The 18,611-nt window shown below is 63.5% G+C and carries 18 protein-coding genes; 13 read left to right on the top strand and 5 right to left on the bottom strand.

Annotated elements, in window-relative coordinates; genetic code table 11:
- The first annotated feature begins 109 nt into the window (after positions 1-109).
- The 5 genes from serA to hspQ all read left to right on the top strand — a co-directional run bounded on the left by serA (position 110) and on the right by hspQ (position 5,257).
- Positions 110-1,699, top strand: a complete 1,590-nt coding sequence (gene serA, locus DFP89_RS07750) for a phosphoglycerate dehydrogenase (RefSeq protein WP_114348857.1) — start codon at positions 110-112, stop codon at positions 1,697-1,699.
- 54 nt (positions 1,700-1,753) lie between these two features.
- Complete coding sequence (locus DFP89_RS07745) at positions 1,754-2,485, top strand: metallophosphoesterase (protein WP_114348856.1); 732 nt, start codon at positions 1,754-1,756, stop codon at positions 2,483-2,485.
- A 134-nt stretch (positions 2,486-2,619) separates the two neighbouring features.
- Positions 2,620-4,248 carry a Na/Pi cotransporter family protein gene (locus tag DFP89_RS07740; RefSeq protein ID WP_114348855.1) on the top strand — a complete coding sequence of 543 codons (1,629 nt, stop codon included), beginning with the start codon at positions 2,620-2,622 and terminating at the stop codon, positions 4,246-4,248.
- Between the two features lie 80 nt (positions 4,249-4,328).
- A complete protein-coding gene (locus DFP89_RS07735) occupies positions 4,329-4,790 on the top strand; it encodes a CreA family protein (protein WP_114348854.1) in 462 nt (153 codons plus the stop codon).
- Between the two features lie 134 nt (positions 4,791-4,924).
- On the top strand, positions 4,925-5,257 hold the full coding sequence (hspQ, locus tag DFP89_RS07730) for a heat shock protein HspQ (RefSeq protein WP_114348853.1): 333 nt from the start codon (positions 4,925-4,927) through the stop codon (positions 5,255-5,257).
- Between the two features lie 35 nt (positions 5,258-5,292).
- Here the strand turns inward: hspQ and DFP89_RS07725 are convergent, their stop codons facing one another.
- On the bottom strand, positions 5,293-5,850 hold the full coding sequence (locus tag DFP89_RS07725) for an ATP-binding protein (protein ID WP_114348852.1): 558 nt from the start codon (positions 5,848-5,850) through the stop codon (positions 5,293-5,295).
- The gene (locus DFP89_RS07720) at positions 5,850-6,197 is read right to left on the bottom strand and encodes an STAS domain-containing protein (protein ID WP_114348851.1); all 348 of its coding nucleotides are present in this window, start codon (positions 6,195-6,197) and stop codon (positions 5,850-5,852) included. Before DFP89_RS07720 ends, DFP89_RS07725 begins: the two co-directional genes overlap by 1 nt.
- A 194-nt stretch (positions 6,198-6,391) precedes the next feature.
- Here DFP89_RS07720 and DFP89_RS07715 point away from each other — a divergent pair, with 194 nt between their 5' ends.
- A complete protein-coding gene (locus tag DFP89_RS07715; RefSeq protein ID WP_114348850.1) occupies positions 6,392-7,360 on the top strand; it encodes an IS1595 family transposase in 969 nt (322 codons plus the stop codon).
- A gap of 95 nt (positions 7,361-7,455) precedes the next feature.
- Here DFP89_RS07715 and DFP89_RS07710 read toward each other — a convergent pair whose 3' ends face one another.
- Positions 7,456-8,247: a DUF3800 domain-containing protein gene (locus tag DFP89_RS07710; protein ID WP_114348849.1), complete on the bottom strand. Its 792-nt coding sequence runs from the start codon at positions 8,245-8,247 to the stop codon at positions 7,456-7,458.
- An 11-nt stretch (positions 8,248-8,258) separates the two neighbouring features.
- Here DFP89_RS07710 and DFP89_RS20300 point away from each other — a divergent pair, with 11 nt between their 5' ends.
- Entirely contained in the window at positions 8,259-8,408 is a 150-nt protein-coding gene (locus tag DFP89_RS20300) for a hypothetical protein (RefSeq protein ID WP_181870283.1), read from the top strand.
- A 33-nt stretch (positions 8,409-8,441) separates the two neighbouring features.
- Here the strand turns inward: DFP89_RS20300 and DFP89_RS20100 are convergent, their stop codons facing one another.
- A complete protein-coding gene (locus DFP89_RS20100; RefSeq protein ID WP_147273285.1) occupies positions 8,442-8,708 on the bottom strand; it encodes a hypothetical protein in 267 nt (88 codons plus the stop codon).
- Positions 8,709-8,931: 223 nt separating this feature from the next.
- On the opposite strand from DFP89_RS20100, the gene DFP89_RS07700 reads away from it, so the two are divergent.
- The 6 genes from DFP89_RS07700 (at position 8,932) to DFP89_RS07675 (ending at position 15,824) form a co-directional block, all read left to right on the top strand.
- A complete protein-coding gene (locus tag DFP89_RS07700) occupies positions 8,932-9,318 on the top strand; it encodes a hypothetical protein (protein WP_114348847.1) in 387 nt (128 codons plus the stop codon).
- Between the two features lie 21 nt (positions 9,319-9,339).
- Positions 9,340-11,595 (top strand): M10 family metallopeptidase, encoded by a 2,256-nt coding sequence (locus DFP89_RS07695; RefSeq protein ID WP_114348846.1) that lies wholly within the window; start codon positions 9,340-9,342, stop codon positions 11,593-11,595.
- Positions 11,596-11,820: 225 nt separating this feature from the next.
- Positions 11,821-13,233, top strand: a complete 1,413-nt coding sequence (locus DFP89_RS07690; protein ID WP_114348845.1) for a circularly permuted type 2 ATP-grasp protein — start codon at positions 11,821-11,823, stop codon at positions 13,231-13,233.
- Between the two features lie 16 nt (positions 13,234-13,249).
- A complete protein-coding gene (locus DFP89_RS07685; protein WP_114348844.1) occupies positions 13,250-14,209 on the top strand; it encodes an alpha-E domain-containing protein in 960 nt (319 codons plus the stop codon).
- Between the two features lie 12 nt (positions 14,210-14,221).
- Complete coding sequence (locus tag DFP89_RS07680; RefSeq protein ID WP_114348843.1) at positions 14,222-15,034, top strand: transglutaminase family protein; 813 nt, start codon at positions 14,222-14,224, stop codon at positions 15,032-15,034.
- Between the two features lie 64 nt (positions 15,035-15,098).
- Positions 15,099-15,824: an Ntn hydrolase family protein gene (locus DFP89_RS07675; protein ID WP_114348842.1), complete on the top strand. Its 726-nt coding sequence runs from the start codon at positions 15,099-15,101 to the stop codon at positions 15,822-15,824.
- On the opposite strand, the gene mutS is transcribed toward DFP89_RS07675, so the two are convergent.
- Entirely contained in the window at positions 15,821-18,469 is a 2,649-nt protein-coding gene (gene mutS, locus DFP89_RS07670) for a DNA mismatch repair protein MutS (protein WP_114348841.1), read from the bottom strand. The genes DFP89_RS07675 and mutS overlap by 4 nt on opposite strands.
- Positions 18,470-18,611: the final 142 nt, after the last annotated feature.

Raw genomic sequence — 18,611 nt, 5'->3', positions numbered from 1 at the left:
TGTCGCTGCCGGACCGGGGCTCTGCCCCGGACCCCGGGATATTTTCCCATGAAAGAAGATGTGACGCCGGTTTTCTGGCGCACCCCTGCTTATCCAGAGGATGATGAAAATGCCCAAGGTTCTTGTTTCGGACAAGCTGTCGGAAACCGCCGTCCAGATCTTTCGTGATCGCGGCGTCGAAGTGGATTACCTGCCGGATGTCGGCAAGGACAAGGATAAGCTGGCCGAGATTATCGGTCAGTATGACGGTCTGGCGATCCGCTCGGCCACCAAGGTGACGGCGAAGCTGTTGGAAAGCGCGCCCAATCTGAAGGTGATCGGCCGCGCCGGGATCGGGGTCGACAATGTCGAGATCCCGGCGGCCTCGAAAAAAGGCGTGATCGTGATGAACACGCCTTTTGGCAACAGCGTCACCACAGCCGAGCATGCGATTGCGCTGATGTTTGCCGTGGCGCGGCAATTGCCCGAGGCCAGCGTCTCGACCCATGCCGGAAAGTGGGAAAAGAACCGCTTCATGGGCGTCGAGGTCTTCAACAAGACGCTGGGCATCATCGGTGCGGGCAATATCGGCTCGATCGTGATCGACCGGGCGCTGGGGCTGCGGATGAAGGTTCTGGCCTATGACCCCTTCCTGTCCGAAGATCGCGCGGTCGAGCTGGGCGTGAAGAAGGTCGAGCTGGACGAGCTGCTGGCCAAGGCGGATTTCATTACCCTGCACGTGCCGCTGACCGACAAGACCCGCAATATCCTGTCGCGCGAGAACCTCGCCAAGACCAAGAAGGGCGTGCGCATCGTCAATGCTGCGCGGGGCGGCCTGATCGACGAGGACGCGCTGGCTGATCTGCTGAAGTCGGGTCACGTCGCCGGCGCCGCGCTGGACGTGTTCGCGGTCGAGCCGGCGACGGAAAGCCCGCTCTTCAACCTGCCCAATGTGGTGGTGACGCCGCATCTGGGGGCCTCGACCAATGAAGCGCAGGAAAACGTCGCCCTGCAGGTCGCCGAGCAGATGGCGGATTACCTGCTGACCGGCGCGGTGCAAAACGCGCTGAACATGCCCTCGGTCACGGCCGAGGAGGCTGCTGTCATGGGGCCGTGGATCAAGCTGGCCGGGCATCTGGGCGCCTTTATCGGCCAGATGACCGATGAGCCGATCAAGGCGATCAACGTGCTTTACGACGGCGTTGCCTCCGAGATGAACCTGAAGGCGCTGAACGCGGCGGTGATCGCGGGCGTGATGAAGGCCACGAACCCGGATGTGAACATGGTTTCGGCCCCGGTCATGGCGCATGAGCGCGGTGTGCAGGTCGCCACGACCACGCAGGCCAAGACCGGCGTTTTTGACGGCTATATCAAGGCGACCGTGGTGACGGACACGCGCGAGCGCTCGATCGCCGGGACGGTCTTCAGCGATGGCAAGCCGCGTTTCATCCAGATCCGCGGCATCAATGTCGATGCCGAGATCGGCGAGCATATGCTGTATACCCGCAACAAGGATGTGCCGGGTGTGATCGGCGCGCTGGGGATGACGCTGGGCGATCTGGGGGTGAACATCGCGAACTTTACCCTGGGCCGGACCGGCGCGGGCAATGACGCCATCGCCATCCTCTATCTGGACGAGGCGCTGCGCCCCGAGGTGCTGGAGGCGCTGCGCGCCACCGGCAAGTTCCTGCAGGTTCGCCCGCTGCATTTCGAGGTTTGAACCTTGCAAGCCCCCGGAGTAACCTCCGGGGGTTTCGCGTTTCGGAGGGACGGCATGCGCCTATATGCCATCGGCGATATCCACGGCCAGCTTGAGCTGTTGAAATCCGCGCATGAGCTGATCGCCGGGGATGATGCCGCCCATGGCGGTGGCGGCACCATCATCCATGTTGGCGATCTGCTGGATCGTGGCCCGGATTCGCGCGGCGTCGTCGAGCATCTGATGCGCGGGCAGGCCGAGGGGCGGCCTTGGATCGTACTCAGGGGCAATCACGACCGTTTCCTGCCGCGTTTTGCCCGCCAGCCGGACTGGATCGATGCCGGGCTGGGCTCGGGCAAGCATTGGCTGGACCATCCCTCGCTGGGCGGGGCCGAGACATTGGCCTCATACGGGATCGAGTATGACGGCGATCATGCCCGCGCCCATGCCGAGGTGCTGCGCGAGGTCCCCGAGGCGCATCTGCGCTGGCTGGAATCGCTGCCCCTGTGGCATCTGACGCCAAGGGCGCTGTTCGTTCATGCCGGCATCCGGCCGGGTGTCGATCTGGCACGGCAAAGCGAGCATGACCTTTTGTGGATCCGCAACGGTTTTCTGGATGATCGGACCGATCACGGCCCGCTGGTCGTGCATGGCCATACCGTCGTCGATCATGTCACGCATTTCGGCAACCGTCTGGCCATCGACACCGGTGCGGCCTATGGCGGGCCGCTGAGCGCGGTGGTCTTTGACGATGCGCCGCCGCAGCTGTTGACCCGCGAGGGGCGGGCGCTGATCGCGCGGCACTGACGCTGCGGCATCTCCACCTGGCTAAATCGTTCAAATGGTTGCGGTCCATTGACGGATTCGCAGGGCGGTCCATTATGACAGTCAGATGTCATTCGTGCCGCCCCCCTGCGGGCGGTCGCAGAAGGTGAGCCGCCGTGCAGTCGCTATCCGTCATTCTTCAGCTGGCCGGGGCCGTGGCGCTGCTGCTGTTCGGGCTGGGTCTGGTGCGCGACGGCATGGTGCGTGCCTTTGGCATGCGGCTGAAGATGGCGCTGGGACTGGGCACGCAAACCGGGCTGCGGGCGTTCCTGTCGGGGCTGGTGGCGACGCTGGGGCTGCAAAGCTCGACCGCGACGGCGCTGATGACCGCCTCCTTCGTGGATCGCGGCATGATCGCGCCCCGCATGGCGCAGATCGTGCTTTTGGGGGCCAATCTGGGCACGGCGCTGACCGCATGGATCGTCGCCTTCGGGCTTGAGGCGCTGGCCCCGGGCCTGCTGCTGGCGGGCTATGTCCTGCGCCGGCAGTCGCGGCGGGAATGGTCGGGGGCGGGGCTGGCGCTGATCGGCATCGCGCTGATGCTTCTGTCACTGGCGCTGCTGTCGCAGGCGACGGTGCCCTTGCGCGAATCCCCGGCCATGGCGGCGTTTCTGGCCATGCTGGGCAATGCCTGGCCGGTGGCGCTGGCATTCGCGGCGGGGCTTGCGGTGATCTGCTCGTCCTCGCTGGCGGTGGTGATGCTGATCCTGTCCCTGGGCACTGATCCGGCGCTGACGGTAGTGCTGGTTTTGGGGGCCAATCTGGGCGGGGCGATCCCGCCGCTGCTGGCGACTGCGGGGCAGGGTATCCCCGCGCGCCGCGTCACGCTGGGCAATCTGGTCGTGCGCGCCACCGGCTGCCTGATCGCGCTGCCGCTGGCCGGGCAGGCGGCGCAATTGCTGACCGCGATGCCGCTGCCCCGGACCGGGCTTGCGGTCGAGGCGCATCTGGCCTTCAACCTTGCGCTGGCAGTGGCGATCTGGCCGTTCTCGGGGCTGATCACCCGGCTGATCGCGCGCCTTCTGCCCGAGGTCGACGAGGTGCCGCAGATCGGCGTGCCGATCCTTGACGGGGTGACGCTGGAAACGCCGGCCATCGCGCTGGCGGGCGCGAGCCGCGCGGCCATGGCCATTGGTGATGTGGTCGAACGCATGCTGCAACAGACCCGTACGGCCTTTGCCCGCAGCGATGATGCGCCTTTGGCCGAGGTCGCGGTGCTGGAAGAGCGCGTCGACCGCATGCAGCAAGAGGTCAAGCTGTTCCTGTCCCGCCTTGGCCGCGACGCCGGCGAGGCCGAGCGGCGGCAGGCCATCACCATCCTTGATTACGTCATCAACCTGGAACATGTCGGCGACATCATCCACAAGGGGCTGGCCCCCGAGATCCGCAAGAAGGTTGGCCTGTCGCTGCGTTTCTCGGACGAGGGTTATCGCGAACTGGACGGGCTGTTCCTGATGACCATCGAGAACCTGCGCGTGGCCCAGACCGTGTTCATGACCCGCGACCGCGATCTGGCCCGGCAACTGATGGAGGAAAAGGTCGAGATCCGGCGACTGGAGCGGCTTTCGGCGCAGCGCCACCTGACGCGGCTGCGCGAGGGGCGCGAGGAAAGCCAGCGCACCTCGTCGCTGCATCTGGACATCCTGCGCGACCTCAAGCGGGTGAATGCGCATATCGTCTCGGTCGCGCATCCGATTCTGGACGAGGCGGATCTGCTGATCGAAAGCCGGCTGAAACGATCCTGAGCGGCGGCGTTGCGAGGATGCTTGCGCCTTTTGCCGGGGCTTGCCATCCTGCGCGCGACACCCATGCGCGGAGGGATCGGATGATGCGATGGCTTGCCTTGCTGGCACTGATGAGCGGCCCGGCCATGGCCGAAGAGGTCGGCCGGGTGGGCGTGGACTGGACCGGCAATGACATCATCGTCGATGCGGTCGCCGATCCGCTGGTGCAGGGTGTGACCTGTCATCTGGCCTATTTCGACCGCTCGATCCTGGACCGGCTGAGTCAGGGCAACTGGTTCGAGGATCCCTCGAATTCGGCTATCGAATGCGCGCGGACCGGGCCGATCCGCATCGGCGACATTCGCCGGGGCGAAAAGGGCGAGGATGTGTTCAGCGCCTCGCGCTCGCTGATCTTCAAGTCGCTGCGGGTCAAGCGGATCTATGACGAGAAAAATCAGGTCCTGATCTATCTGGCCCACGCCAATGAGCTGCAGGAGGGCTCGGCCAAGATGGCGATTTCGACCGTGGCGCTGGAACCGGGCGAGGCACTTCCCGCCGAGTGATCGGAGGGAAACCGGGCCTTGTGTCGGACCGTTGATCCCATCGCATTCTATTATTCTTGGTCGCAGATCCCGGCGCAAAAGGTGGACAGTCGAGCGGCGGGGATGTAATAGCCCCGCCAAACAGGAACGGACCGATGCGGATGAACACCAAGACCGCGAAATACAGTCTGGGCCAGGTCGTGCGCCATCGCGAACACCCGTTTCGTGGCGTTGTATTCGATGTGGATCCGGAATTTGCCAATACCGAGGAATGGTACGAATCCATTCCCGAAGAATCGCGCCCGTCCCGCAATCAGCCGTTCTACCACCTCTATGCCGAAACCGAGGCGACCTATTACGTCGCCTATGTCTCGGAGCAGAACCTGCTGCCTGACAGTTCGGGCGAGCCGCTGGACCACCCCGAGGTGCCCGAGATGTTCGGCGAGTTTAGCGATGGCCGCTACCCGCTGCAATTCGGGCTGAACTGACCGCCAGAACATGCAGCCGCCCGATCGCTGCTGGCCTAGCCCTCGCCGGCCAGCGCCGATTCATGGATCAGCGGTTCGGTGACCGGAACGATGAAGGCGAGGAAGTTCCGCCGCCCCTCGCGGAAATAGCTGAGCGAGGCGGTCAGATCCTGGATCATGTACCAGCCGAAACCGCCTTCCGGCAGCATGGCGATGATATCTTCGTCCGGCGGGTCGGGCAGGATATAGGGCAGGGTCTTCGGGTCGAGACAGGCCGGCGGCAGCGGCTGGCCGTCATCGGTGATCGCACAGGCGATGCCGCCTGTATGGCGGGCGACGCAAAGGTGGATCAGCGGCGTATGGACGCGGCCGCCCAGCCGCTCGGCGTCGCGCTGACAGCCATGCTCGCAGATATTGTTCAGCACCTCGGCCAGTGCCAGTTCGACCTTGGCGATGACATCCTCGGCGGCGCTGCCGTCGAACCTTTCGCGCAGATAGCCCAGGGCCTCGCGTACGGTCAGGGGATCGGCGCGAAAGATCCTGTGCAGCATCGGATGGCGCCCGGGCGGAACCTGACGCAGGCGCTTCCTTTCGGGTCCCGGTTCGGCGTTCATCAGCAGGCGCCACGGGCCTGATCGCGAGGACTGGCCTGTGCCGGCCGGCGGATGGTCAGCACGGTGTCCATCCGTGTCAGCTGGAACACCCGCTCGACATTCGGGGTCAGACCGGTCAGTTCCAGCTTTCGCCCCTCGGGCATGGCCTTGAAGATCGCGATCACCGCCCCGAGACCGGAACTGTCCATGAATTCGACGCCGCCCAGATCCAGTGTCACGGTCGGGCCGCCATTGTCGATCAAGCTGCGCACCTGATCCTTGAATGCCGTCGCAATGGCTGCATCCAGCCGCTTTTCGTCGACATGGATCGTCAGCCTGTCGCGTTCGGGGACCAGTGTCAGTTGCATCTTCTTTCCTGCCATCCATCGCCATCGGGAGTGTTGACGACCCAGATTAACCCGGAACTCTTACCCGGGCGTTAGCGAAACTCATTTTCGCGGCGACCGAATGCGAAGCATATTCTTCAACTTTTAGGCGATTGTATATTTGACAAACCCAACCTGTGACCCTATATTGAGGTCATAGAGTTGAGGAACCCATCATGTCCGTTTTGTCCAAGCCTTACATGCACGACGAAGCCGCAGCCTTTGCGCATGTCGAAAGCATCATCTGGCCTGATGGTCCGGTCTGCCCGCATTGCGGAAACTGCGGCAAGGTCTATGTGCTGACTGGCGTTCGCTCCAAGCCTTCCAAGAAGAACCCGGAAGGCGTTGAACGTCACGGACTCAAGAAGTGCGCTGAGTGCCGCAAACAGTTCACCGTGCGCATTGGCACGATCTTCGAGGAAAGCCACATTCCGCTGCACAAGTGGCTGCAAGCCATTCACCTGATGGTATCCAGCAAGAAGGGCATCAGCAGCCATCAGCTTCACCGCGTTCTAGAAATCACCCACAAGAGCGCGTGGTTCATGTCTCACCGCATCCGCGAAGCCATGCGCAGCGATGGCGCTGTGAACTTCGGCAACGGCGGCGGCGTGGTTGAGGTCGATGAAACCTTCATCGGCACCAAGCAGAAGAAAGCCAAAGGCGCGCGCGGCTATGCCCACAAGAACGCCATGCTGTCCCTCGTGGATCGCACCACAGGCCGCGCCAAATCCATCGTCGTGGACGATGTGACCAAGGCAACGCTTCTGCCGATCCTGCGCGATAACATTGCCAAGGAAGCGACTGTCTACACCGACGAGGCAAAGCAATACACCGGCATCGACAAGGACTTTGCTGAGCACGATTTCACCACGCACAGCAAGGGCGAGTATGGCCGTGGCGTTGTCCACACGAACACGATTGAGGGCTATTTCTCCATCTTCAAGCGCGGCATGAAGGGCGTCTATCAGCACTGCGGAAAGAAGCACCTGCACCGTTACGCGGCAGAGTTCGAGTTTCGCTATAACAATCGTGTGGCGCATGGAGTTGAAGACGCGGAACGCGGCCTGATCGCACTGCGTGGCGTAGCAGGAAAGCGCCTGACATATCGTCGGCCTAACAACGGGTTCTTGACGGTCTGGGTATAATCCCCCATATTTCAGTTGGGTAGTCATGCGCCGGAAAACCCCAGAGTGGCCTAAAAGCCGCAGGCGGAGACGCAATCATGGGCCGGGGGGCTACCCTACCTAAACCTCTGAAATGATTCGGCTTGTTGTTGGCTCAGGTTAGCCTGATCTAACGGGGGCAGGGTCTTTAGGCCGTAACTCGCGAAGTTTCCGCGCCTATTGTAAATGTTGCCCGCAAGTTCGTGCAGGTACGACGCCTCCACGTTGCCATAAAGGTCTGGCTCCATTGCCGCAGCAATTGCACTCACGCCGCAATCTGCAATCTGCAGTGCCGCAACTCGCGAATGGTCTTGGGCGTCCACGGACGCAATGTCGATTACGGGCCAGTGAATTTGTGTTTCATGACGGTCCTTCAGAAGCTCCAGATAGCTTCTGAAGCCGTCATAGCTAAGTCCTCCACGCCGCGAGAAAACGATCTTCGCCGTTCCATTACCCTCCGGGACGGAGGGGCGCTTGTCACGGCACAGCCAGGAAACGCGCTCAATGAGGTATCGCGTCAGGTAGAAGTAAAGCTGGTTTTTCTGCACAAATGTTCCGGCATTCGGGGTGTTCTTGAGACCCAAGACACATGAGAACCTAAGCGGTTGACCGGCTATGATCTGGCATGCACGACGCTTCTGATTGTGGTTGAAGTCCTTGAAGTGGATTTCCCTCTTAGACGAACGGGGTCGGCATTCTTGCCTGATTCGATCTCGCAGTGCCACTAGTTCCAAGTCTCTGCTAGACCGAACGACACATGCGCCCACCGCAAGCCAGTTAGACGCACCACCGCCATCTCCGGCACCCCTGAATTTGGCCATGCCATCATCGCCAGATTCGTCTATATATACGTTAAATGAATGCGCCATCAGAGAACTAGATGACCACCACCAAACAGAGTCAACTCGACAAGTTCAAGGAAGCCGCCCGCCAGCTAGAGACGGACGACGACGACGAACGGTTTGAAGAACGGCTTAGGCAGATCGTGAAGCAGAAGCCCGACGACAGGAAGCCGTCAAAAGACGAGTGAGGTATTGAGATGCAAATGAGCAAGCAGCAGGGCCTACAGGCCGCGATCATTAAGCCACTTCCCGCAAACGGGCATACTCTTGCCCGCCCAAGCGCCGCTGACCTCATCCACGAACAACTTGTCGTTAGCATCAAGAACGGCAGCGAGAGCGTCTCTGAGAGCGGTGGTAGGGCCTTTTGCCTCGACAAACCAGACTGACCCTTGAGCGTGGCAATGCGCGAAACCCTTCAAGGTTTGTGTAATTCTTTCGTAGTTTTGCCCCGGATTATTAAGGTCATAGGCAACAAGATAGATTGGCATACTCGAATCTCCCTAAAGGTAATCCGAGGCTACCTCACGGACCGGGTTTGTCAAATATACAATCGCCAACTTTTACCGGTCTGTTTCGCCCGGGAATTGGCGGCGCGATGCCGCCCTCTGCCGGAAAGGACAGGTCCGCTGGCATTGATGCGTTCGACGCCTGCCGTTACCCTAACGGCGAAGCCGATCCTTGGCCTCTCATCGTTGGTTGAAAGATGTTTTCATGCGTTGTCTTTTGCTGTCCAGCGCCCTCGTGGCGGCCTGCGCCATGAGCGACGGGACGCAAGCCCAGGCTGGTCCGGTGTCTCTTGTCTGCCCCGCTGACGCCGCGCCGGCGGTGTCGCGGCTTTGTACCGCGATCGGGGCCGCCTTGCGCGAAGATGGCCGCCAATTGCAGGACGAGGCACCGATCCGGCTGGTTCTTGAGGCCGAGACGCCGCAACCCGGAATGTTGAAGGCGCGTCTGGCGGTCGAGCAGGGCGGCTTGCGCCAGCTAGGGCCGCAGGGCGAGCTTTCCGCCATGGATGTGGCCGCCATTCCCGAGGATCGCATCGATGGTTTCGCCCGGACGCTGCTGGCACGCACACCTCTTCCCTCTCTGCAAGAGTAACTTTTCACGAGGATCATTTCGATGAGTTTGAAGCCGAACCTGTTCAATTCGCCCGAGCAGTTCACTGCGCCGCCGCAGTCAGAGCCTGCGAATGCACATGCGTTGCGCCTTGAGGGTGCGGATGCCGCAGCATCGCGCGCCACCACCTACAGCATCGCGGCCGGTGACACATTCAACGGTACGCTGACGACGAGTGGTGATGCGGATTGGGTGCGCGTGACGCTGCAGCCGGGAACCTATGTCGTCACGCTGGATGGCCGTGGCACGGCGGATCCGCTGTCGGATCCCTTCTTGCGGGTCATGGATGCCGGTGGCGCGCAGATCGCCTATGATGACGATGGCGGCCAGGGCTACAACTCGCGTGTGGTGCTGAACGTCACCGCGCCGGGCACCTATTACCTTGAGGCGGGCAGCTATTCCGGATCCTACAGCGGCGCATACAGCCTTGAGATCGAGAAGCAGGCGGGTTCAGGCATGCTCAGCATGGATGAGATCGCCAAGCAACTGACCGACGGTTTCTGGGAGACGCAGGGCGGCGCGCGGCGGGCCTTTGACGTCGAGCAGGGCGGCACGTTGAACGTGGACCTTTCGGGGCTGACCAACGGGGGCCTGGCGCTGGCCAAGATGGCGCTGGCGGCCTGGGAATCGGTGCTGGGGATCACCTTCGACAGCGATCCCGAGGCCGGCGATCCAATCCATATCACCTTCGATGACAATGCCTCCGGGGCCTATTCCACCTCCGAGGTCTTTGGCAACCAGATCTCCAGCTCGTTTGTCAATGTCGGACGCGACTGGCTGACGACCTATGGCTCAGGCTACAATACCTATTCCTATCAGACCTATATCCACGAGATCGGCCATGCGCTGGGGCTGGGTCACGCCGGGAACTACAACGGCTCGGCGACCTATGGCATCGACAACAGCTATCTGAACGACAGCTGGCAGGCGTCGGTCATGTCCTATTTCAGCCAGACCGACAACACCGCCGTCAATGCGAGCCTTGCCTTTGTCGCCTCGGCGATGATGGCCGATATCCTGGCCATGCAGGATCTTTACGGCGCGACGACGATCCGGACCGGCAACAACACCTATGGCGAGCTGACCAATGCCGGCCCCAGCTATGAGGTGATCGCCACCCTGCTGCGCGACAGCTCGCGGCGCGACGACATCACCTTTACCATCTTCGATCAGGGCGGTGTCGACCGGCTGGACATGCGCATGGACAGCAACGACCAGCGCATCAACCTGACACCGGGCGCCATATCCAGCGCCTATGGCCTGATCGGCAACATCTCGATCGTCGAGGGCACGATGATCGAGGAGCTGCTGACCGGTTCGGGCAACGACTATGTGCTGAGCAACAGCGCAAGCAACATGATCCGCGGCGGCGCGGGCAGCGACACGATCTACGGCTTTTCCGGCAATGATACGCTGTTTGGCGATCAGGGCGCCGACCGGCTGATCGGCGGCGCGGGCAACGACGTCTATTTCCTCGATCAAAGCGATATCGTTTCCGAGGCGGTGGATGGCGGCATCGACACGGTCTACAGCATTATGGGCTATCGGCTGGGTGCCGAACTTGAAAACCTGAACCTCAGCCGGGGCGTCGCGCGCAGCGGCGTCGGGAACCAGCTCGACAACAACGTCATCGGCAACAACGCGATCAACGTGCTGCAAGGGCTGGGCGGTGCCGACACGCTGTTCGGGAGCGGCGGCAACGACACCCTGTTCGGCGGGAACGGCGACGACTGGCTGAACGGCGGAAACGGCCGGGACCTGCTGAGCGGCGGCGCCGGCAACGACATCTACAGCACCGACGGTCAGGATGTCATCTCGGAGGCCGCGGGCGGCGGGACCGACACCGTGCGCGCCACCACAACCCTGGCGCTGGCGGCCAATGTCGAGAACCTCGTCATGGTTGGCACCGGCGTGCAGCACGGGTTTGGCAACGCCCTGTCGAACGTGCTGCGGGGCAATGCCGCCGCCAACTTCCTGTCCGGAAATGACGGCAGCGACACGCTGACAGGCGGTGGCGGCAGCGACAATTTCGTCTTCAGGTCCGGCGGCGACATCATCACCGATTTCGCCGATGACGTGGATACCATCCGCATCGACGACGCGGCCTGGGGCGGAGGGGCGCGCAGCGTCGCGCAGCTGCTGGCCGATGCCACGGTGGTCGGCGGCAGCATCGTCTTTGATTTCGGCAATGGAAACTTGCTGACCGTCAACGGCCTGACCAATGTCGCCGCATTGCAGAACGACCTGATCGTCATCTGAGAAACCCGCGATCCGGGCAGGGGCGCCGCGATTCTCGCGGCGCTTTTCCATGTCCGGCCGATGTTTCCCGGCGTCAACCTTTCGGCGACAAGTCTGCCTATTTTTCAGGCAAACACCTCTGACACCGCAAAATAAATGCCAGATTCGCTGTCGCTTCTGGGGCGCGCGCTGTGGACAGCGCCGATGCAGATGCGAAGATCACAGGCATAGGTGAGGGTGCCAGTGATGACGACATATTATAACGAGATGGTCGATGGTGGTGTGGTGCGGGAACCCTATGCCATGCTCTCCGACTGGGTCGAGACCATGCCGGCCGAGATCCGTCAGATGAAGCAGGCCGAGGCCGAGGACCTGTTCCGCCGCATCGGAATTACGTTTGCAGTCTATGGCGAGGGGGGCGACCCGGACCGGCTGATCCCCTTTGACATGATGCCGCGCGTGTTCTTGCAAAACGAATGGCGCAAGCTCGAGCGCGGCATCAAGCAGCGTGCTCGGGCGCTGAACGCATTCCTGCGCGACGTCTATGGCCGGGGCGAGATCGTCCGCGCCGGCCGCATCCCGGCCCGGCTGGTCTATCAGAACGAGGCCTATGAAAAGGCCGTCGTCGGTTTCGTGCCGCCGCGCGGGGTCTATTCGCATATCGTCGGCATCGACATCGTGCGCACCGGCCGCGACGAATTCTATGTGCTCGAGGACAACTGCCGCACGCCTTCGGGCGTCAGCTACATGCTGGAAAACCGCGAAATCATGATGCGGATGTTCCCGGCCCTGTTCCGCAACAGCCGCATCGAGCCGGTGGACCAGTATCCCGAGATCCTGCGCCGCACGCTGGCCTCGGTCGCGCCAGCGAAATGCGAGGGCACGCCGACGGTCGTGATCCTGACGCCGGGCCATTACAACAGCGCCTATTACGAACACAGCTTCCTTGCCAACCTGATGGGGGTCGAACTGGTCGAGGGCAGCGATCTGTTCGTCGACAAGGGCTTTGTCTACATGCGCACAACGCAGGGGCCCAAGCGCGTCGACGTGATCTATCGCCGCATCGATGACGCTTTCATCGACCCGCTGTGCTTCCGCCCCGATTCCATGCTGGGTGTGCCGGGGCTGATGGATGTCTATCGCTCGGGCGGGGTGTCGATCTGTTCGGCGCCGGGCGCGGGCGTGGCCGATGACAAGGCGATCTATACCTTTGTGCCGGAAATGGTGCGTTTCTATCTGGGTGAAGAGCCGATCCTGAACAACGTCCAGACCTGGACCCTGTGGAAGGAAGACGACTACAAATACGTCATGGCCAACCTCAAGGATCTTGTGGTCAAGGAGGTCCACGGCTCGGGCGGCTATGGCATGCTGGTCGGCCCGAAATCGACCAAGGACGAGGTCGAGGCCTTCCGCAAGAAGATCGAGGCCGATCCCAGCAATTACATCGCCCAGCCGACGCTGGCCCTGTCCACCTGTCCGACCTTCGTTGATGAGGGGATCGCGCCGCGCCATGTGGACCTGCGGCCCTATTGCCTGTGTGGCGACCGGATCGAACTGGTGCCGGGCGGGCTGACCCGCGTGGCACTGCGCGAAGGCTCGCTGGTGGTGAACTCGTCGCAGGGCGGCGGGGTCAAGGACACCTGGGTCCTGTCGGAATAAGGGAAGGGGACAAGATATGCTCAGCCGCACCGCCTCGAACCTGTTCTGGATGGGCCGCCACCTGGAACGCTCGGAAACCGCCGCCCGTCTGCTGGACGTGGGCGCGCGCATCACGCTTTTGCCCAATACCGAAGAGGGCTATCGCAACGAATGGGAATCGCTGCTGCGCGCCTCGGGGGCCAGTCATGCCTTCTCGGAACGCTATGGCGACCAGATCATTCAGGAAAACATCGAATCCTGGCTGTTTTTCGACCATGACAACCCGTCCTCGGTCGCGTCCTGCATCGAGCAGGCGCGCGAAAGCGGCCGGATCGTGCGCACCGCGCTGACCAGTCAGGTCTGGGACGGGCTGAACACCGCCTTCCAGGAATTGCGCGCGCTGGAGCGCAAGCGGCGCAGCCAGCTTGACCCCGCCATGCTGACCGATTTCACCACCCGCCACAGCTCGGCGGTGCGCGGTGCGATCAACGCCACGCAATTGCGCAATGATGGCTGGCATTTCATCAATCTGGGCTATTCGCTGGAGCGCGCCGACGCCACCGCGCGCCTGCTGGACGTGAAATATTACGTGCTGCTGCCGCGGGTCGAATTCGTCGGCTCGGGTCTGGACAATTACCAGTGGCAAGTGATCCTGCGGGCGCTGTCGGCGCATCGCGCGTTCCATTGGGCTTACGGCGGCGACATCACCGCCACCAAGGTGGCCGATTTCCTGATCCTGAACGGGGAAAGCCCGCGTTCGCTCCTGACCTCGCTTTACGAGGCGGTCTGGCATCTGGACGGGCTGGCGCGCCGCTATGGCGATCAGGTTCCCGCCACCGCCAAGGCCAAGGCGCATGAGACGCTGGACGCGCTGGTCGCCCATGACATCGAGCGGATCTTTGACGATGGGCTGCACGAATTCCTGTCCTGGTTCATCACCGAGGTCTCCAGCATCTCGAACGCGGTGCATGACGATTACCTCAGCGGCCGGATGTAAGGGGGCGATGCCATGAAGCTGAAAATCATCCATGAGACCAGCTATCGTTACGACCAGCCGGTGCGGGGGCTTGTGCAAAGCCTGCGGTTGACGCCTTCGGCGCATGAGGGCCAGCGGGTCGGCGACTGGTCCATCGCCGTCACCGACGGCGAACGCGGCGCGGCCTTTCGCGACGGCGCAGGCGACTGGATCGAGGCCTGGACCGTGCGCGGCCCGGTCGACGAGGTCACCGTCACCATCTCGGGCCTGATCGAGACCCGCGACACGGCGGGCGTGCTGCGCGGCCATCGCGAAACGATCAACCCGCTGGTCTATCTGCGCGACACCGCGCTGACCAAGCCCGACGCAGCGCTGCGCGAGCTGGCGCAATCCGTCTCGGGCGAGGATGCGCTGGATCTGGCCCACAAGCTTGCCGCCGCCGTCAGCGAGGCCATCGCCTATGTGCCGGGCGTCACCGAATCCGTGACTACCGCCGCCGAGGCGCTGGCGCTGGGGCAGGGGGTCTGTCAGGACCATGCCCATGCGCTGATCGCCTGCGCCCATGTCCACGGAATGCCGGCGCGCTATGTCTCGGGCTATCTGCATTCCAACGCCGATGGCACGCCCCATGACGCCGCCCATGCCTGGGCCGAGATCCATGTCGGGTCGCTGGGCTGGGTCGGGTTCGATGCGGCCAATGCCTGCTGCCCGGATGACCGCTATGTGCGGCTGGGGTCGGGCTATGACGCACAGGATGCGGCGCCGGTCCGGGGCACGACCTTTGGTTCGGGCGAGGAAAGTCTGGACGTGCGCGTGCAGGTCGAGGAAATGGAGCAGGAGCAATAAGCCCGTTGCGCAGCCGCGCGGGCGCCTCTATCTGACCGCGAAACGCGAATCCTCGGAAAAGACCATGACCTATTGCGTCGGACTCAAGCTGAATGCGGGGCTTGTGCTGCTGTCTGATACCCGCACCAATGCCGGGCTGGATAACATCTCGACCTATCGCAAGATGTTCCATTTCGAGAACCCGGGCGAGCGGGTGATCGTGATCATGACCGCGGGCAGCCTGTCGGTGACCCAGACCACCTTGGCGCGCCTGCAAGAGGCGATCGAGGCCCCCGATGCCGACGAGACCAGCTCGATCATGCGGGCCGAGACGATGCTGCAAGTCGCCACGATCATCGGCAACACGCTGAACCGCACGCGTCGCGACATCACCGAGCAGTGCCGCGACCTCAGCCAGCAGGCCAGCGCCAGCATGATCGTCGCCGGCCAGCGCGCCGGCGGCACCATGCGCCTGTTCCTGATCTATCCCGAGGGGAACTTCATCGAGGCGACCGATGACACGCCCTATCTGCAGATCGGCGAGCACAAATACGGCAAGCCCATCCTTGACCGGGTGGTGACGCCCGAAACCAGCCTGTCGGATGCGAAAAAGGCGGTGCTTTTGTCGATGGATTCGACGCTGCGGTCAAACCTGTCGGTGGGGATGCCGCTGGATCTGGCGGTCATCGAGCGCGACGACTGCCGCGTCAGCCAGCGCCGCCGCATCGACGAGGGCGACCCGGCCTTCATGGCCATGTCGGCGGCCTGGTCGGCGGCGCTGCGCGACAGCTTCGTCAATATCCAGATCTAGGTCTTTTCCGTCAGCATCCCGCTGAGTTCATAGAGCAGATCCAGCGCCTCGCGCGCGGTGATGGCGTCGGGGTTCAGCGCGCGCAGCCGCTCCTCGATGGCCGAGGGCTGGGCCTTGAGTGTAGGGGCGGGCGCGGGGGCCGGGCTGGGGGCCGCGCGAAACAGCGGCAGATCGTCCAGAAGTGCGGCGGGCCGGCCCGCGCCCTTGTCCTCGCCGCTTTCAAGCTGGTGCAGGATTTCCCGGGCGCGTTCGACGACCGAAGGCGGCAGGCCCGCCAGACGCGCGACCTGCACCCCATAGCTGCGGTCGGCGGCGCCCTTTCTGACCTCGTGCAGAAAGATCACCTCGCCCTCCCATTCGCGGACGGCGACGGTGGCGTTCTCGACCCCGGGCAGGCGGGCGGACAGCGCCGTCATCTCGTGGTAATGGGTGGCAAACAGCGCCCGGCAGCGGTTCTTGGCGTGCAGATGCTCCATCACCGCCCAGGCGATGGAAAGCCCGTCCCAGGTCGCGGTGCCGCGCCCGATCTCGTCAAGGATCACCAGCGCATGATCGTCGGCCTGATTGAGGATCGCGGCGGTCTCGACCATCTCGACCATGAAGGTCGAGCGGCCGCGCGCCAGATCGTCCGCCGCGCCGACGCGGCTGAAAAGCTGGCTGACAAGGCCGATATGGGCGTGGCTGGCGGGGACAAAGCCGCCCGCCTGCGCAAGGATGGCGATCAGCGCGTTCTGGCGCAGGAATGTCGATTTGCCAGCCATGTTCGGACCGGTCAGCAGCCAGATCGCCGGGGTATCGCCTTGGGTCAGGGCGCAGTCATTGGCGACGAAGGCCTCGCCCTTGCGTTTCAGGGCGCGTTCGACGACCGGGTGGCGGCCGCCCGTGATCACAAAGGCGCGGCTTTCATCGACCTGCGGGCGCGTCCAGCCCTCGCCCGATGCCAGATCGGCAAAGGCGGCGCTCAGGTCGATCTCGGCCAATGCGCGGGCGGCCTGACCGATGGAGCCGGCCTGATCCAGCACGGCGCGGGTCAGGCGGGCAAAGACCTCGCGTTCGATTTCCAAGGCGCGGTCGCGGGCGTTCAGGATGCGGGTTTCCAGTTCCGACAGTTCGACCGTGGTGAAACGGATCTGGTTGGCGGTGGTCTGGCGGTGGATGAAGCGCGCGTTCAGCGGCGCGGCCAGCATCTTTTCGGCATGGGTCGAGGTGGTCTCGATGAAATAGCCCAGCACGTTGTTGTGCTTGATCTTCAGGCTGGTGACGCCGGTTTCGGCGATATAGTCGGCCTGCATGCCGGCGATGACGCCGCGCCCCTCGTCGCGCAGACGCCGGGTTTCGTCCAGATCGGCGTCATGGCCGGGCGCGGTAAAGCCGCCGTCGCGGGTCAAAAGCGGGGGTTCCGCCACCAGCGCATCATCCAGCAGGTCGATCAGGGCGTCATGGCCGGTCAGATCGCGCGCGGCCTCGGCTAGAACCACGATCTCGTCATCGCCCAGCATGGCGGCGATGGCGGCGCCTTGGGTCAGGCCGGCGCGGATCGCGGCCAGATCGCGCGGGCCGCCACGTTCCAGCGCCAGCCGGGACAGCGCCCGGTCCATGTCGGGCGCGCGGCTGAGCGCGTCGCGCAGATCGGCGGTCAGGCGCGGATCCTCGACCAGATGCGCGACGGCGGATTGGCGGGCATGGATCAGCCCCAGCTCGCGCGAGGGGGCGCTGATCCGCCGCTCCAGCAGCCGTGCGCCGCCTGCGGTCACGCTGCGGTCGATGGCGGCCAAAAGGCTGCCCTCGCGCCCGCCGGACAGGGCCTGGGTCAGTTCCAGATTGCGCCGGGTCGCGGCGTCGATCTGCATGGCGCCGCCCATGGCCTCGCGCACGGGGGGGCGGATCAGCGGCATCCGGCCTTTCTGGGTCAGGTCCAGATAATCGGCGATGGCGCCCATGGCGGCCAGCTCAGAGCGGCTGAAATGGCCGAACCCGTCCAGCGTCTCGACATTGAACATCGCGCCAAGGCGGCGCTGCGCGGCGCCGGAATCAAAGCTGCCGGCGGGCAGTTCGGTCAGCGCGGCACCGGCCTCAAGCGCGATATCGTCAAGGCGCGACCCCTCGGCGGCCAGCAATTCGCGCGGGGCGTGGCGGGCCAGTTCCGGGCCGAGCCGCGCGGGGGGGCAGGGCATGACGCGGAACTCGCCGGTCGAGATATCGACCCAGGCCAGCGCGGATTCGTCGCGCACGGTGGCGAAACTCGCCAGAAAATTGTGGCGCCGTGCCTCAAGCAGGGTTTCCTCGGTCAGGGTGCCGGGGGTGACAAGGCGGACGACATCGCGGGCGACGACGGATTTCGCACCGCGCTTCTTGGCCTCGGCGGGGTCCTCCATCTGCTCGGCGATGGCGACGCGGAACCCCTTGCGGATCAGCGTCAGAAGATAGCTTTCGGCGGCATGGACCGGCACCCCGCACATCGGGATCGGTTCGCCCTGATGCGTTCCGCGCTTGGTCAGCGCGATATCCAGCGCGGCCGAGGCGGCAACGGCATCGTCAAAGAACATCTCGTAGAAGTCGCCCATGCGATAGAACAGCAGCGCGCCGGGATTGGCCTCGCGGATCGCCAGATATTGCGCCATCATCGGGGTCGGTTGGTCGCTCATGCCAGCCCTTGTCATTTGGGGTCCCGCCCTTCTAGGGGATGGCGCGGGGGATGCAAAGCCGGGCCGGGCCATGCAAACGCAGGCTGAAGAATCCCGGTGACAGTCGCGTCGCATTGCGGCATCGTTCCGGACCAGGAATATC

This window comes from Paracoccus lutimaris (assembly GCF_003337565.1).
GTDB lineage: Bacteria > Pseudomonadota > Alphaproteobacteria > Rhodobacterales > Rhodobacteraceae > Paracoccus > Paracoccus lutimaris.
The sequence above is the reverse complement of the archived record's forward strand: the minus strand, read 5'-3'. Positions and strand labels throughout refer to the sequence as shown.

Coding starts and splice junctions, on each gene's coding strand:
- hspQ (WP_114348853.1), top strand. CDS start 4,925: ATGCGGATGAACACCAAGACCGCGAAATACAGTCTGGGCCAGGTCGTG.
- DFP89_RS07680 (WP_114348843.1), top strand. CDS start 14,222: ATGAAGCTGAAAATCATCCATGAGACCAGCTATCGTTACGACCAGCCG.
- DFP89_RS20100 (WP_147273285.1), bottom strand. CDS start 8,708: ATGCCAATCTATCTTGTTGCCTATGACCTTAATAATCCGGGGCAAAAC.
- serA (WP_114348857.1), top strand. CDS start 110: ATGCCCAAGGTTCTTGTTTCGGACAAGCTGTCGGAAACCGCCGTCCAG.
- mutS (WP_114348841.1), bottom strand. CDS start 18,469: ATGAGCGACCAACCGACCCCGATGATGGCGCAATATCTGGCGATCCGC.
- DFP89_RS07685 (WP_114348844.1), top strand. CDS start 13,250: ATGCTCAGCCGCACCGCCTCGAACCTGTTCTGGATGGGCCGCCACCTG.
- DFP89_RS07710 (WP_114348849.1), bottom strand. CDS start 8,247: ATGGCGCATTCATTTAACGTATATATAGACGAATCTGGCGATGATGGC.
- DFP89_RS20300 (WP_181870283.1), top strand. CDS start 8,259: ATGACCACCACCAAACAGAGTCAACTCGACAAGTTCAAGGAAGCCGCC.
- DFP89_RS07735 (WP_114348854.1), top strand. CDS start 4,329: ATGATGCGATGGCTTGCCTTGCTGGCACTGATGAGCGGCCCGGCCATG.
- DFP89_RS07725 (WP_114348852.1), bottom strand. CDS start 5,850: ATGAACGCCGAACCGGGACCCGAAAGGAAGCGCCTGCGTCAGGTTCCG.
- DFP89_RS07690 (WP_114348845.1), top strand. CDS start 11,821: ATGACGACATATTATAACGAGATGGTCGATGGTGGTGTGGTGCGGGAA.
- DFP89_RS07700 (WP_114348847.1), top strand. CDS start 8,932: ATGCGTTGTCTTTTGCTGTCCAGCGCCCTCGTGGCGGCCTGCGCCATG.
- DFP89_RS07715 (WP_114348850.1), top strand. CDS start 6,392: ATGTCCGTTTTGTCCAAGCCTTACATGCACGACGAAGCCGCAGCCTTT.
- DFP89_RS07745 (WP_114348856.1), top strand. CDS start 1,754: ATGCGCCTATATGCCATCGGCGATATCCACGGCCAGCTTGAGCTGTTG.
- DFP89_RS07720 (WP_114348851.1), bottom strand. CDS start 6,197: ATGCAACTGACACTGGTCCCCGAACGCGACAGGCTGACGATCCATGTC.
- DFP89_RS07675 (WP_114348842.1), top strand. CDS start 15,099: ATGACCTATTGCGTCGGACTCAAGCTGAATGCGGGGCTTGTGCTGCTG.
- DFP89_RS07695 (WP_114348846.1), top strand. CDS start 9,340: ATGAGTTTGAAGCCGAACCTGTTCAATTCGCCCGAGCAGTTCACTGCG.